The following is a 13386-nucleotide window of genomic DNA, read 5'->3' as shown; positions in this document are numbered from 1 at the left end:
ACCGCGGCATTGGCCAACAAAATTTCTACGGCACATAAAAAGAGAATTGATAAAATACCCGACATAGTTGCCACCCCTCCATTCATTTTTTACAATGTAAAGTATGAAACCCATTTCAGTGCAAGCATTTGTTAAAAAAAGAGGAATGATAATGGCAAATATTCACGACATTGCCCGGGTCGCCGGTGTTTCCGCCGCGACTGTTTCACGAGTACTAAATGGTCATCCATATGTAAGCTATGAAAAAAGGCAAGCTGTGTTAGACGCAGCTGATCAGTTGCATTATGAAAAAAATATTAACGCTGTCCATTTAGCTCGCGGCAAAACCGAAACTATCGGCGTTATTTTACCATTTGTAAGCCATCCGTATTTCGGGATCATTTTAAGCGGGATTGCGTCAGCGGCCGAAAAAAATGGTTATAAGCTGATGATTGTGCAGACCAATTATAATGTCATGCAGGAAATGGACGCGCTTGACATGTTAAAACTGAAGCAAGTGGATGGACTGATCATCACGTCACGCGAATGCCCGATTGAACTTGTAGAAGATTACAGCGAATATGGACGAATCGTCTTGTGTGAAGCGCTGTCTGGGAATCTTTTGTCTTCCGTTTTTGTGAATCAATATGAAGCATTTAAATCTGCTTTGTCTTTTTTGAAAGAGAAAGGAAAAACAAATATTGGTTACACAACCTTAAGAATGGAAGGAAAAAGCAGTTCTGCCCGGAAGAAAGCGTATGAAGAACAATTTGGTGAAATGCGCCGTCATTGGGTCTTTGACCAGGCGCTGACGATTGAGGATGGAACAAGGATCGCTGGAGAGTGGGCGGCACTCCATGACCGCCCGGACGCCATGGTTATTACCAATGATTTTGTGGCAGCGGGATTTCTGCTTGAATGCCGCCGGATCGGCTTTTCCGTGCCGGGAGATGTGTCTGTTGTCGGTTTTGACAATCATCCGATTTCCAGTGCGCTCAACATGACTACGGTTGAGCTTCCCTTGCAGCAGCTTGGGGAAATCGCATTTCAGCAAGTCATTTCAGTCGAAATCTCACATATGGAAGTGCCCTTTCGATTGATCAAGCGTGGAAGTGCTTGAGCGTGAACATTCCGCTTCAAAAAAATCAAAAAACTGCCGGGCGGGCAAAGCCGCCGGCAGTTTCTGTTTATTTACGGTTGAATTCAGCTGGAACAGGACCTGTGCGTTCGCCTTTATCAAGCGACGTAATTTGCTCCATGTCTTCTTCTGTTAATTCAAAATCAAACACATTGAAGTTTTCTTCAATGCGGGATGGTGTAACTGATTTCGGGATCACGATGGAGTCGTTTTGCAGGTGCCAGCGTAAAATTACCTGTGCCGGTGTTTTACCGTGCTTGTCGGCGATTGCTTTTACGATGTCGTTTTCAAGCACGATGCCACCCTGCATAAGCGGGCTCCACGCTTCCACATAAATATCATTTTCCTTACAGAACGCTTTTAATTCTTTTTGTACAAGATGTGGGTGGCACTCCACCTGGTTCAAAACTGGCTTCACTTCGCACTCATCCAGTAAACGCTGCAAGTGGTCGATATCAAAATTACATACGCCGATCGCTTTCACGCGTCCATCCGCATACAATTTTTCAAGTGCTTTGTACGTGTCCACATACGTATCTTCCGCCGGCGTTGGCCAGTGAATCAAATACAAGTCAACGTAATCAAGACCAAGCTTTTCAATACTTTCATCAAATGCTTTTAATGTTGCATCATACCCCTGGTCCGCATTCCACACTTTTGTCGTAATGAACAGCTCTTCACGCGGCACGCCGCATTCTTTAATCGCTTGTCCGACACCACGCTCGTTGCCGTACACAGCCGCCGTATCAATGGAGTGGTAGCCTGTTTCGATTGCTTTTAGCACAGCTGGCGTTGCTTTTTCATCTTCAACCTGCCAGACGCCGTAGCCAAGCTGTGGCATTTGGAGTCCATTATTTAATGTAACAAATTGCATTCTCCCGCTTCCCTTCCTGGTAAATTATTCACGTTGAAAGTATAGCATAGTCCATACTTTCATTTCCTTTCAGACGACTTACATGACGATCCATGTGCCCAAAAAACCTGCAGCCACTGTAATCGCTGTATAAAACACCGCCTTTTTCACATCCATTTTCTTTACCTCAAAAAGCCACGTTGAAAACGTCGTGAATGCACCAAGAAATCCAGTACCGAATAAAAGACGGCTATTTTCACCTGTTTCGCTTCCAATAAGCAGCCCAAGTAAAAAAGCTCCAAGTACATTCACTAGAAGGGTCCCAAATGGGAAAGGTTTTTTATTCAGCTGATTGCTTACCCAAAAACGGGCGATCGCGCCGAAAAAACCGCCAATTGCAACGAACATCATAACCCGCGCCCCCTTTTATAACCGAGGTGAACAAAAAAAAGCCCGCCGGCAATGCTTAACAGAACATAACCAAACGCTGTTATCGTTTCACCTGTTTCCAAAAGGGCTATTGTTTCGACACTGAATGTAGAAAAAGTTGTAAACGAACCAATTAAGCCCGCAGTGATCGCTTTTTGCATCGATACAATCATACGATCAGTTAATTGAAGCGTCAGAAACGGCAATAAAAAGCAGCCGATATAGTTCGTCAAAAGAGTAGCCAGCGGAAAATTCCCTTCCCACCAAAAGGCTGTTGTAATAGAGACTGTGTACCGCAGTAATGCGCCGATCATTCCGGCCAATCCAATCAATATGTAGAGTAACAAAAAAATCCTTCTCTCTTTTCTGCATTTTCCTTTTATCATTATTTTTGCTGGTGAATTTGTCAAGGCAGGGTGATAATAAAGAAAAAAGGAGACATACATAATGGCTATTTCAAAACTTGAGCATGTTGGCATTCAAGTGAAAAATTTAGATGTAACAATTGATTTTTATACGAAGGTAATCGGACTTGAATTACTTGAAAAACAAGGACACCCCGACCCAAGCTTAAAAATTGCTTTTCTCGGTTTTCATCAGACAGATGAAACATTAATTGAATTAATTGAAGGATACAATCCGGCCTTGCCCGCAGAAGGCAAAGTGCATCATATCGCGTTTACTGTGGACAATATCGAAGAGGAAATTGCGCGGGTGAAAACACATAATGTCATATTTGTGGATGAAGTCGTGACAACACTTCCGAACGGATCCAAATACATCTTTTTCTACGGACCGGACGGCGAATGGATTGAGCTGTTCGAACGGTAATAGAGAAGCGTTCCATTGGGCTGCCGCTGTTCATTGCAATCGGCGGCATTCTTACTATTAATTGGTCTCTTTTTCTTTTTATTGAAACAAAGACCTTGATGAATGAAAAAAGCGGATTTGTTGTAATCCGCTTCAAGCTGTCGACAAAATCGTCAGTCTTTTTTTTGAAGGGGCTGATAGGTGAAGCAAAAAGGACTTCGCTTTCCGCGGGCAGTGCGTGAGCCTCCTCGTTGCTCCCGCTCCTGCGGGGTCTCACGTTCACCGCTCCTGCGGGGTCTCACGTTCACCGCTGTTCCCGCAGGAGTCTGCGTCCTTTTTGCTTCACACCATTTTTTAAAAGAGCTGCGAATGTTCGTGCCGTTTTTTGGCTGGCTTTTATTCACGAAAACGAATGGGGCATCGTAACGGTCCCATTTTGGCGCTGTCGCCAGCAGAGCATGTCCCCATGAACCGGCCGCTGTTTTTATAGAAACAGCGGCGGCGGGCTTGCGGCGAAGAATCCTGCGGGACTAGCAGGCCAGGTGAGACCGGTGGAGGCGCGCAGCGACGGAAACGAGCTCAGCGCCTGCCCGCGGAACGCGAAGTCGCGAGCCCGCCGCATTTTGGCTCCAATCAGAAAGCTATACACCGCCATCACCAAAGAACAAGGATGAAGAAGAAAAATCAAATGTGCTGACAAAAGGTTTTATTTGTCTACACTCTGAAGCGGATTTGTTATAATCCGCTTTTTTTCATGCTCTGCGTCGAAATGGCTTTTCCAACAGCTGTCCGGCGGTCTCTTTCTCACGGAACAGCAGCCAAATCAGCAAACTCAGTACGAGTGCCAACGCTTCAAGTGAAAAAATGTACCAAGGATGCGGACCGAGCAGATCAAGCAGGCTGGCACTATCCGGCTTATGGCTTAAATATAAGTAGTTGCCGCCTGTCCACTTATTCACACTTATGACGACAGGAATTAATAGATTTAAAAACAGCATCGTTTTCAGAATAGAATAAATGGTCGGTCTATATCCTTTTATCCAGGTAAAATAAAGCGGCACAATCATTATAAATGCATGGACTGTAAAAAAATGAAAAAAGCGAAAATGCGGAAAATCGTAATTTAAATAAGGAGTCAGCAGCGCCTGCGATGTTCCGAGCAAACCGGTAAACAATAAAATTTCATAAATGACTTTCTTTTGCGTTAGTAATAGTGCCACAGCTAAAAACAAACTAATGCTGCATAGCTCCAGTGGAATGGCATGCCGGATCTTCCAGCTGTCGGTTGTCAGCATCCAAATATGATAGAGTGCTTCTATTAATAATAAGAAGAAAGCGATACTGATTTCTGTTTTCCGACCGATATGTGCAATTAATTGACGGCGAAAGGCATATATTCCAATGAGCGCGGCACAAATAACTGCTAACACACTAAGGTGGCTTCCTGAAAACATGCTGAAATCATATTCCTCATAGCTTCCGCCAAACCAGTTCATCTTCCCGCCCCCCTCTTTTTTGCCAGTGTATCATATTTGAGGTGCAATCATCCTTTTTTTGTCATAGATTTAGTCATCCTTTTTTCATTTTATGAACTTTTTCAGCAAAACATGAGCAGGCTAATGTCACAGGTCTAATGACTCCAAAACCCTTCTAAGCCGTACATTAATCCTCTTTTCAAAATGATTGTTCTGCTTTTTTAATGTCATATTTCTTTACATAAGTTGAAAAACCCCTAAAAAACTATTGACGAATCTTCTTTTTCCGCATAAGATAAGTACATGTTATAAAACATAACATTAAAAGTTACTAAAAATAACGTTCGGGAGGGTTTTAACATGGAAGATATGTTGTACTTGATGAACAGCCTCTGGGTCATGGTTAGTGCTATTTTAGTTATTTTCATGATTGCCGGATTTATTATGCTAGAGGCTGGATCAACTCGCATGAAGAACGCCGGTCATATTGCCGGGAAAACCGCTTTCACATTCGGACTTGCTTCCCTCGTTTTCTGGGCTGTCGGATTCGCATTTATTTTCGGTGATAACGCAAACTTTTTCGTTGGATTATCGAACTTTTTCTATTCCGGTGCTGAATTAGATTTAGGCCTTTCATCCACTGTGTTTTTCGTATTCCAGCTGGCATTCGCAGGGATCGCGATCACGATCGCTCTTGGCGGTTTCGCGGAACGTGCAAAGTTATCTGTATACGTTTTGTTCACAATTCTTTTCTCAGCATTTGTTTATCCAGTTGTCGCACACTGGATTTGGGGCGGCGGCTGGCTTGCAGAACACGGCAAGCAGGATTTCGCCGGATCAACCGTTGTTCACTTAACCGGCGCGATGGCTGCTCTTGCTGCCACCATCTTGCTTAAACCGCGGATTGGCCGCTTTAATAAAGATGGTTCTGCTAATGCGATTCACGGACATAATCAGGTTTTCACATCACTCGGTGTATTGATTTTATGGGTTGGCTGGTTCGGCTTTAACGCAGGCAGTACAGTATCAGTTGATGCTGGATTCTTCGGCTTCGTTGCATTAAATACACAGCTTGCTGCTGGTGCAGGTGCTGTTGCGGCCTTGATTATTTCATGGGTTGTTCTCGGTAAATCAGACATTCCAACGATTTTAAACGGCGCACTTGCCGGCCTTGTTGCAATCACAGCATCTTGTGCATTCGTTGATACATGGGCAGCCGTTGTGATCGGTTTAATCGCCGGTGTTCTTGTTTTCTACGGTGCGAAACTAATGGAGAAACTCGGTATTGATGATCCAATCTTCGCTCTTTCCGTTCACGGTATTCCTGGAATTTGGGGTACGTTGTCAACTGGTTTCTTCGCAACACCTGAACTTGCAACAGTCGGACAGCCTGGTCTTTTCTATGGCGGCGGTTTTGCACAGCTTGGCGTTCAGGCAATGGGCGTATTCGTTTCAGGCGCATTCGCTTTCGTTGCATCATTCGTGATTCTTTTCATCATCAAAAAGCTTCTTGGCGGACTGCGTGTTTCTGAAGAAGAAGAAATCATGGGTCTCGACATCAGCGAACACGGTACTTATGGCTATCCGGAAGTATTCGCTGATAATCCATCGAAAGCAGCAGGAAAATAATATTAATAATACGCAAAGCGAAGCCGCTTTGCGTATTATTAATGTAAAAAGGAAGTGAGTACGATGACGACCCGAGAACAGATATACGCGGACATCCGCCAGGAAAAAGATGGAACGATCGATCAGCATCTCCATTCAACACAGCACTTGAATACCTTTCATGACAATATTATGAAGCAGGTGTTCACCATCGCCCTGCAGAACCATGAAAATCAATATGGTTCCCCCCCCTGCCCATACTCCTTGTTTTTGCTCGGCAGCGCCGGACGTTTTGAACAGGGCATAATCAGCGATCAGGACCATGGCATCGTATTCGAGCTGGATACAGAAGAAGCTGCTGGCTATTTTCTCAAGTTAGGCCAAACATTTTCAGATGGCTTAAATGAGACCGGCTACCCGTATTGCGAAGGGAAGGTCATGAGTTCTAATCCTGTTTGGTGCCGTTCGTCAGCGGGCTGGAAAGAACAGATTGCTTCATGGATTGATGCCGAAACACTAGATACGATCCGCTCACTTCATATGATTTGCGACGCCCGGGTACTGCACGGAAAAAAAGCACCGGTTTCCGCTTTGAAAAAGCAAATAACCACTGCACTACAACAAGATTCGCACAAGCTGAAACGTTTTTTCGAAAACATTCAATTCATGAAAAAGTCAGTCGGCTTATTCGGACAGATTTTCACTGAACAAAACGGACAGCATGCGGGGTCGTTAAATTTAAAACAATCTGCGTTCCTGCCATATGTCAATGCTATTCGGGTACTTGCAATGAAAGAAGGAATCGAACCTTCCTCCACGTTAATGCGTATGAAAGCATTAAAAAAGATTCCTGCTTATGACGGCCGCATCGATGATTATGAAGAAGCTTTCCGGACGCTGCTCGAGTTCAGGCTCCGCGCATTAAAAAATGCACCGGATTATGACAGTTCCCATTTTGTGAATATTGATTCACTCGGACCGGTACGCAAGCGGGAGCTGCGCCATATTTTAAAAACTGCGGAATCCCTTCATCATTACGTGCAGCGATTTACAGCAAAGGGATGATGCACAATGGGCTTTAACGATTTTATGAAAAATTTAAGCGGGAACCGTTTTACAGGGCTGCAAGGCGGCCGCCACGATATGGCGTTTATGCGCAGTCTTCAGCGGGACTTAAAAACGAAACAAACAACATCGATTCCGCTCAATGAATTACAGGTAATTGTGTTCGACTTGGAAACAACAGGGTTTCATCCGGATAAAGGCGATCAAATTTTGTCAATTGGCGCCGTGAAGGTAACGGGCCGCCGCGTAGAAGATGAATATTATTCACTCGTTCGCTTTATCGAAGAAATTCCGCCTCTCGTCAAAGAACTGACCGGCCTTGATGAATCAGAATTGGTTAACGCGCCAGAGCCTGCTGAAGCAATTGAACAGTTTTTTAAGTTCAGTGGCGCTTCCCCGCTCGTTGCCCATCATGCCAGCCATGAAAAAGCGTTTATGACGTACGCAAGCCGTAAATATTTCCGTGCGCCTTTTTCACATCGTCTAATTGATACGTCTTTTATGTATCGGATTGCCGAACCGGACAATCCTTATGTCCGCCTCGAAGATTGCTGCGAACATAACAAGATTCCCGTTGTCGGCCGCCATCATGCACTTGGTGATGCACGCCTTACTGCGGCTCTTTGGGCTGTATATGTTGAAAAACTTCAAAAAATGGGTGTTACGACCCTTTCTCAAGTATATGAAAGACTCGCCACAATTCGATAAATGGCGGGTCTTTTGTATTATTTCCCTTCTTTTCGAATCTTTTCTTTTTTATTATTCGTATGGATAATAAAGGAGGTTGCAATAATGAAAAAACAATTGCTATTTTTTATTCTTTTTCTTTTTACGTTTGCCACACCGGCTATGGCCAGGTCGTACAATATTGATGAAGTGCAGATCCGCGCTTGGATCCAGACAAATGGCAATGTTCTAGTAAACGAAATTTTCCATTATACATTTAACGGAAAATACGACCATGCAATTCGATCTATTCATACAGACGGGCATAACGGTGTACAGAACTTTGAAGCTTATGAGCTGACCAACAAATCAGCGGAGCCCGGCTTCGTTAATCAAGCTGATTTGCAATCACTGACGGTCAGCCGGGATGAAAACACGTACAGTGCCGACCTTCTCTCAGAGGACGAAGAAAAGTCCGTTTTTTTTACATATGAACTTGTCAATGCCGTCCGTTCTTATGAAGCTTACAGCGATTTAACGATTCCTTTTTTCGGAACGGACGACCACCATGATAAAACACTCGAAAACGTCACAATCGACGTCGTTTTTCCAGAGTCTATCGAACCTTCCCGCTATTATGCGTTTATGCATGACCGGTTCGGAGTTGTGGAGGAAAAAGGAGCGGAAGTAGTCCGCTTTATAACGCCGAAGTCGCCGTTTTATTCTTTAACGGAAGTGCGTGTCCTGTTTCCGTCTTCCGTGATGATGATACAGGACAAACCGGCTGCGCCTGTGACATTGACAAAAGCGGTGGAAAAAGAAAATACATTGGCCCAGTCATTTTATAAAAAAGAAGACCAAAAACAGAAGCTGGAAACGATTTTGAAAGTGCTGTCGGCCGCTGCCTCCCTTGGCATTCTTGTTGTTTTTTTACTGCGCTTTCGCGGCGGTCCGGGCGATTCCTCTTCCTTGTTGCACCACGATCCACTTTATTTATATATGATTGACCGCAATGGACGTTCTGATGAATATGCTTTTCTGGCCGGTCTTTATTCACTGGTTGAACGAGGAATGGCAACAGTGGAGACTGTTCAATCAAAAGGACGCTTCCAAAAAGACCCGGAAGCGCCGGATGAAACGCTTCAATTTACACTAAACGTTAAGCTGAGAAAAGTTCCGGCATGCGACCAGAAATTGATAAAGATGTTGTTTAAAAACCGAAAAACGTTTACCATACATGATCTTGCTGGGGTGACAAAACGTGAAAAAATATTAAAAAAGGGCAGCCATCTGCACAAGAAAGTCCGTTATTACCAAGAGCAACAAGAAGAATGGGCAGACTGCATTGTACAGGAATTAAAAAATGATGGCTTTTTCAGCAGCGGGATCCCATCCTTTTTAAAAAAATTGATGCTGCTAACCGTGTATGCCTTTATTTTATACGCGTACGCCGTAGACTCCTTAGCCGCTTCAACAAGCATTGTTTACGGCGTGATCGGCCTTGTGCTTTTGCTTGTCATTTGGCGGAAGCCGAAAAAACGGTGGCCGGTCATTCTTTTTTATATCGTATCTATCATTGCTGTCGCCATGTTGTACGATACCGATGCCGCACTTTGGCTCCTTTTGTTCATTTTACTGAATGCGCTGCTGTATGCTCTGACACCACGCTTTTTACTTTCTAGTGAAGCAGCCATCACAAAATCAGATATAAATAAGTTTCAAAAAATGAAGTCAATTCCGGAAGGCGATTTAGAAAAATGGATGGTCCGTTCACTGTTGCTGCGCGCTAAACGATCAGCACCCGAAACACCAGTAGAACCGGCCATGGCTGCTACAGCCCCGCTCGCTTATTTGATGCTGACTGATCAAGAACCAGTCAACTATGTTGCACACACATGGAAATGGAGCGCACCTCCCGGAAGTTCTTCCTCTTCATCTGATGGGGGCGGCGGTTTCTTCGGAGACAGCGGCGGCGGAAGCGATGGTGGAGGTGGCGACGGCGGTGGAGGCGGTGGCGGTGACTAATGATCACTCCTGTAAATCAATGTCCAACTTCCAGGTAAACTTAATACCCTTTCTTGAAATCGGTGGCGTTCATTAACGCTTGTTCTTCCGCCGCAATTCGCACAGTGAGCATGAACGCATTAAGCAAAGTGAAAATTAGCGCCGTATAATATGCTTGGAACAGAAAAGGAATAATGATAAATTCCATTGTGACAATGATATAGTTTGGATGACGAACCCATCGATACGGTCCTTTTTTAACAATTTTTGCTCCGGGCAGTACAATGATTTTCGTATTCCAAAAGGTTCCAAGTGAACGAAGAGTCCACACTCTGCTTAGCTGGGTAAGCAAAAACAAAGTCAGCCACAAGGGCCAGTCCGAAATAATTGTCTTATGAAGGAGTTCCACTTCGATGATAAGGCTAATAAAAAAACTAATATGAAGAGCGACGATGAACGGGTAGTGGCGCGCACCCGTTTCATAACCGCCTTGACTAAGCATCCATTTTTCATTTCGCTTGGCTATAATCAATTCTGAAATCCGCTGTACACAAACGAATAGGATAAAAAGCCAAAACAACTCTCTCATATTCCCTTCCCCCATTGTAATAGAACTAATTCTCCTGAAAACCCCGGTCCTAAAGCAGCCATTAATCCGTAATCCCCTTTCTTCATTTCATCCATCATGAAATGTTCAAGTACATATAAAACGGTAGGGGACGACATGTTGCCAAATTCCGAAAGAACAGCACGAGAATGTGATGTTTTTTCCTTTGAAAGCTGCAACGTATCCTCATAGGCATCGAGCACTTTTTTACCGCCTGGATGTGCTACAAAATGTGCAATTTCTTCAATAGATAGCTTTTGATTCTTTAAAAAAGTGTTCACAAAATGCCCGAGCCAGTTGCGAATGATCATCGGAATATCCCGGGAAAAAACAACATGAAGACCACTGTCTTTCAAATCCCATCCCATAACGTCCTCAGAATCAGGAAGTAGTTTTGATTCTGTTTTTAAAACGGAAGGCATGAGTTTTTTCGTCTTTACTCCCGCCTCGTCACCAGCCATCAATACACATGCAGCCCCATCCGCAAATAGCGATGTGCCAATTAAATTACTTTTAGAACGGTCGTTTCGCTGGAACGTTAAACTGCATAACTCAACCGACAAAACAAGTACTTTCGCTTTAGGAAAAGCTAAGCAATACTCATAAGCCCGGCTAATACCCGCTGCCCCCCCGGCACATCCAAGCCCCCAGATCGGTATGCGTTTTGTATTATCCAAAAACGGCAGATGATTCATGATTCTCGCTTCAATGCTTGGGGTCGCTATACCCGAACTGGAAATAAAAAAAACAGCCTCAACTTCATCAGCTGACAGTGGATTCATTAAAAATCGATCATTATCCAGACACCGCGAAATGACTTCAATTCCATAATCAACAGCCTTCTTAACATATAAATAATTTCGCTCCTGCAGACTGTGATCCTTTTCAAACCATTTTAACGGCATCGCAAAATGACGTTTTTGAATCTGCCCATTTTGAAAAACAGCTAAGAGCCGCTCGATATCTCGAAAATCATCTTTAAATAATTCATGGGCAAATTGGGCTGTTTGTTTTTGTTCCACTATATTCGGAGGGTTAAATGTACTAATGGATACAATAATCGGCATGCTCATCCCACTTTTCTTTTTCTTTACCCTTCCCCCTTCGTTCCTTTTTATACTGATTTATGAACTCCTCCCTGCCATTCTCTTCTTTTATAACTTGAAAAAGTCTGTTTCGATACATATGAATAAGAAAAAACCCGGTCAGTCAGCACCGGAGCTTTATCATGCAACTAAAAGTAAAATAGAATATACGGTTAATCCTGTGGCAAAAGCGCCGAAACTACTATCGCTTTCTTCCGGCAGCTCTTCTTTCAGGACATTCAAAATGAGTGCACCAGATAAAAAAGCAAACATCATAGAAATTAACGCTTCCTCAAGCTGCGTAACAGCACCGATACTCCAGCCGACCAAAACCGCAGCCGTGAGGATCCAGCGTCCATACCGGTCATAAACATGCTGGTGTGTTTCCCGCATACTTTGATCCACCGTCACAAAATGAACGGATAGGGCTAGAAAATAAAATACCATCCCCATTACATGCTCAAACTCTTCTTGAATAAGCAGATAACCAATCAGCATATTATAAAAAAGGAATATTCCGATATGAATCCAAAAGATGCCTGAACCTACATGCGTCTGTTTGTCTTTTGTAGCGCGTGATACCGCATTTTCAAGTCCATAAAACAGAGCAAGTCCAAAAAGCGCCATCAAATAAGCGTGATTTTCAACAAATTGAAGCACACCATTATCAGCTTTTTCTAATACTTGCTGGTGTGTATTTAAGTCTGGCAGAAGGTGTACAAACACATAAGAAACTGCTATGCCGCCCGCAAAGGATAAAAATCGGCTTCTTGAAACGCGGCTAATAAATGCCATATACTTTGCTGAAAAATGGATGGCCGCAAAACCAATCGCAAACACTAAACTAAGGATAATCACGAAACTCCTCCTTCCTCTCAATAATAAGGAGTTTTCCACGCCTAAAAACCTTTAAACACTTTCTGTCGCAAAAAAACCTGTCCCCGTTAAAAGGGAGAGAGTTTTTTCACTGCGGGAGGAACGCGCAGGCTGCTTTAATCGAAAATAGGCCCGGCCAGAACACCATTCATCGTCATACTTGGATCGGTTTTGCCAAACTTTTTCAGTGTCATGAACAGTACAACCGCACAACCGCTCGCCCCAGAAAGTACCGTATTAATTGCAATTGACGCAAGTGATGTCTTAGACGCATCCAAAGTACGGACGGCGTTAAATAAAAACCAGCCAAACCACAAAAAACCACCCGTCTTTTCAGAAAGGTGGATCGTTTTTATATTTTAAATTGATGCACCATCGATTGAAGATCATCCGCCGTTTGCGCTATCGATTTAACCGCAGCTGAAATTTCTTCCATCGATGCAAGTTGCTCTTCTATTGCGGCTGATACTCCCTCTGTGTTTCTGGCACTTTCTTCTGCCGTTTCGGCAATCACGTCTGCTGTCCGCTTGAACGTAGCGACACGCTCATTTATTTGCCGAAGTGCAGCCGAAATCCGTTCTATAAATTATAAAGCTTCATTAATCATTATTTTCATATTCACGGCTTCAACCGCCTTTTCATATAAACGAAATTACCATAATGATTTGTTTGGAACAAAAAAAGACAACCTGAATATTCAAGTTGTCCTGTCGTGCCAGGCGGCGTCCTGCTCTCACAGGGGGAAACCCCCAACTACCATCGGCGCTGAAGAGCTTAACTGCCGTGTTCGG

At 43.8% G+C, this 13386-nt stretch carries 16 protein-coding genes and 1 rRNA gene; 7 read left to right on the top strand and 10 right to left on the bottom strand.

Features of this window, described 5'->3' with window-relative positions; genetic code table 11:
* The first annotated feature begins 151 nt into the window (after window positions 1-151).
* A complete protein-coding gene (locus NLX67_RS16515; protein ID WP_254312615.1) occupies window positions 152-1099 on the top strand; it encodes a LacI family DNA-binding transcriptional regulator in 948 nt (315 codons plus the stop codon).
* Between the two features lie 67 nt (window positions 1100-1166).
* Here NLX67_RS16515 and NLX67_RS16510 read toward each other — a convergent pair whose 3' ends face one another.
* From NLX67_RS16510 to NLX67_RS16500, 3 genes are all read right to left on the bottom strand, one after another.
* On the bottom strand, window positions 1167-1991 hold the full coding sequence (locus NLX67_RS16510) for an aldo/keto reductase (protein ID WP_254312614.1): 825 nt from the start codon (window positions 1989-1991) through the stop codon (window positions 1167-1169).
* Between the two features lie 78 nt (window positions 1992-2069).
* Window positions 2070-2378, bottom strand: coding sequence for a fluoride efflux transporter FluC (locus tag NLX67_RS16505; RefSeq protein ID WP_254312666.1), 309 nt, complete (start codon window positions 2376-2378; stop codon window positions 2070-2072).
* Complete coding sequence (locus tag NLX67_RS16500; RefSeq protein ID WP_254312613.1) at window positions 2378-2746, bottom strand: fluoride efflux transporter FluC; 369 nt, start codon at window positions 2744-2746, stop codon at window positions 2378-2380. Before NLX67_RS16500 ends, NLX67_RS16505 begins: the two co-directional genes overlap by 1 nt.
* 100 nt (window positions 2747-2846) lie before the next feature.
* Between NLX67_RS16500 and NLX67_RS16495 the strand changes: the two genes are divergently transcribed.
* Both NLX67_RS16495 and NLX67_RS16490 read left to right on the top strand, forming a co-directional pair.
* Entirely contained in the window at window positions 2847-3230 is a 384-nt protein-coding gene (locus NLX67_RS16495; RefSeq protein WP_046181131.1) for a VOC family protein, read from the top strand.
* 180 nt (window positions 3231-3410) lie between these two features.
* Window positions 3411-3635 carry a hypothetical protein gene (locus NLX67_RS16490; RefSeq protein ID WP_254312612.1) on the top strand — a complete coding sequence of 75 codons (225 nt, stop codon included), beginning with the start codon at window positions 3411-3413 and terminating at the stop codon, window positions 3633-3635.
* A 326-nt stretch (window positions 3636-3961) separates the two neighbouring features.
* Here the strand turns inward: NLX67_RS16490 and NLX67_RS16485 are convergent, their stop codons facing one another.
* Entirely contained in the window at window positions 3962-4705 is a 744-nt protein-coding gene (locus NLX67_RS16485) for a YwaF family protein (RefSeq protein WP_254312611.1), read from the bottom strand.
* 339 nt (window positions 4706-5044) lie between these two features.
* On the opposite strand from NLX67_RS16485, the gene NLX67_RS16480 reads away from it, so the two are divergent.
* The 4 genes from NLX67_RS16480 to NLX67_RS16465 all read left to right on the top strand — a co-directional run bounded on the left by NLX67_RS16480 (window position 5045) and on the right by NLX67_RS16465 (window position 10048).
* Window positions 5045-6313 (top strand): ammonium transporter, encoded by a 1269-nt coding sequence (locus NLX67_RS16480; RefSeq protein ID WP_254312610.1) that lies wholly within the window; start codon window positions 5045-5047, stop codon window positions 6311-6313.
* A 63-nt stretch (window positions 6314-6376) separates the two neighbouring features.
* Window positions 6377-7357, top strand: a complete 981-nt coding sequence (locus NLX67_RS16475) for a DUF294 nucleotidyltransferase-like domain-containing protein (RefSeq protein ID WP_254312609.1) — start codon at window positions 6377-6379, stop codon at window positions 7355-7357.
* A gap of 6 nt (window positions 7358-7363) precedes the next feature.
* The gene (locus NLX67_RS16470; protein WP_254312608.1) at window positions 7364-8065 is read left to right on the top strand and encodes an exonuclease domain-containing protein; all 702 of its coding nucleotides are present in this window, start codon (window positions 7364-7366) and stop codon (window positions 8063-8065) included.
* 84 nt (window positions 8066-8149) lie between these two features.
* On the top strand, window positions 8150-10048 hold the full coding sequence (locus NLX67_RS16465) for a DUF2207 domain-containing protein (RefSeq protein WP_254312607.1): 1899 nt from the start codon (window positions 8150-8152) through the stop codon (window positions 10046-10048).
* Window positions 10049-10088: 40 nt separating this feature from the next.
* Here the strand turns inward: NLX67_RS16465 and NLX67_RS16460 are convergent, their stop codons facing one another.
* From NLX67_RS16460 to rrf, 6 genes are all read right to left on the bottom strand, one after another.
* Window positions 10089-10616 (bottom strand): isoprenylcysteine carboxyl methyltransferase family protein, encoded by a 528-nt coding sequence (locus NLX67_RS16460; protein ID WP_254312606.1) that lies wholly within the window; start codon window positions 10614-10616, stop codon window positions 10089-10091.
* A complete protein-coding gene (locus NLX67_RS16455; protein ID WP_254312605.1) occupies window positions 10613-11701 on the bottom strand; it encodes a type III polyketide synthase in 1089 nt (362 codons plus the stop codon). Before NLX67_RS16455 ends, NLX67_RS16460 begins: the two co-directional genes overlap by 4 nt.
* A gap of 159 nt (window positions 11702-11860) precedes the next feature.
* Window positions 11861-12577, bottom strand: a complete 717-nt coding sequence (locus tag NLX67_RS16450; RefSeq protein WP_254312604.1) for a hypothetical protein — start codon at window positions 12575-12577, stop codon at window positions 11861-11863.
* A gap of 134 nt (window positions 12578-12711) precedes the next feature.
* Entirely contained in the window at window positions 12712-12912 is a 201-nt protein-coding gene (locus NLX67_RS16445; RefSeq protein ID WP_254312603.1) for a hypothetical protein, read from the bottom strand.
* Between the two features lie 35 nt (window positions 12913-12947).
* Window positions 12948-13109, bottom strand: a complete 162-nt coding sequence (locus NLX67_RS16440; protein WP_254312602.1) for a hypothetical protein — start codon at window positions 13107-13109, stop codon at window positions 12948-12950.
* Window positions 13110-13309: 200 nt separating this feature from the next.
* Window positions 13310-13386, bottom strand: a 5S ribosomal RNA gene (gene rrf, locus NLX67_RS23445); the annotation flags it as partial.

Source organism: Domibacillus sp. A3M-37 (genome assembly GCF_024213455.1).
In the GTDB taxonomy this organism is placed as follows: Bacteria; Bacillota; Bacilli; order Bacillales; family Domibacillaceae; genus Domibacillus; species Domibacillus tundrae.
This window is presented reverse-complemented; position numbering and strand designations above follow the sequence as displayed.

Excerpts from the sequence above, each read along its gene's own strand:
- NLX67_RS16485 (WP_254312611.1), bottom strand. The coding sequence starts at position 4,705 with ATGAACTGGTTTGGCGGAAGCTATGAGGAATATGATTTCAGCATGTTT.
- NLX67_RS16495 (WP_046181131.1), top strand. The coding sequence starts at position 2,847 with ATGGCTATTTCAAAACTTGAGCATGTTGGCATTCAAGTGAAAAATTTA.
- NLX67_RS16470 (WP_254312608.1), top strand. The coding sequence starts at position 7,364 with ATGGGCTTTAACGATTTTATGAAAAATTTAAGCGGGAACCGTTTTACA.
- NLX67_RS16480 (WP_254312610.1), top strand. The coding sequence starts at position 5,045 with ATGGAAGATATGTTGTACTTGATGAACAGCCTCTGGGTCATGGTTAGT.
- NLX67_RS16460 (WP_254312606.1), bottom strand. The coding sequence starts at position 10,616 with ATGAGAGAGTTGTTTTGGCTTTTTATCCTATTCGTTTGTGTACAGCGG.
- NLX67_RS16475 (WP_254312609.1), top strand. The coding sequence starts at position 6,377 with ATGACGACCCGAGAACAGATATACGCGGACATCCGCCAGGAAAAAGAT.
- NLX67_RS16465 (WP_254312607.1), top strand. The coding sequence starts at position 8,150 with ATGAAAAAACAATTGCTATTTTTTATTCTTTTTCTTTTTACGTTTGCC.
- NLX67_RS16510 (WP_254312614.1), bottom strand. The coding sequence starts at position 1,991 with ATGCAATTTGTTACATTAAATAATGGACTCCAAATGCCACAGCTTGGC.
- NLX67_RS16455 (WP_254312605.1), bottom strand. The coding sequence starts at position 11,701 with ATGCCGATTATTGTATCCATTAGTACATTTAACCCTCCGAATATAGTG.
- NLX67_RS16515 (WP_254312615.1), top strand. The coding sequence starts at position 152 with ATGGCAAATATTCACGACATTGCCCGGGTCGCCGGTGTTTCCGCCGCG.
- NLX67_RS16505 (WP_254312666.1), bottom strand. The coding sequence starts at position 2,378 with ATGTTCGTTGCAATTGGCGGTTTTTTCGGCGCGATCGCCCGTTTTTGG.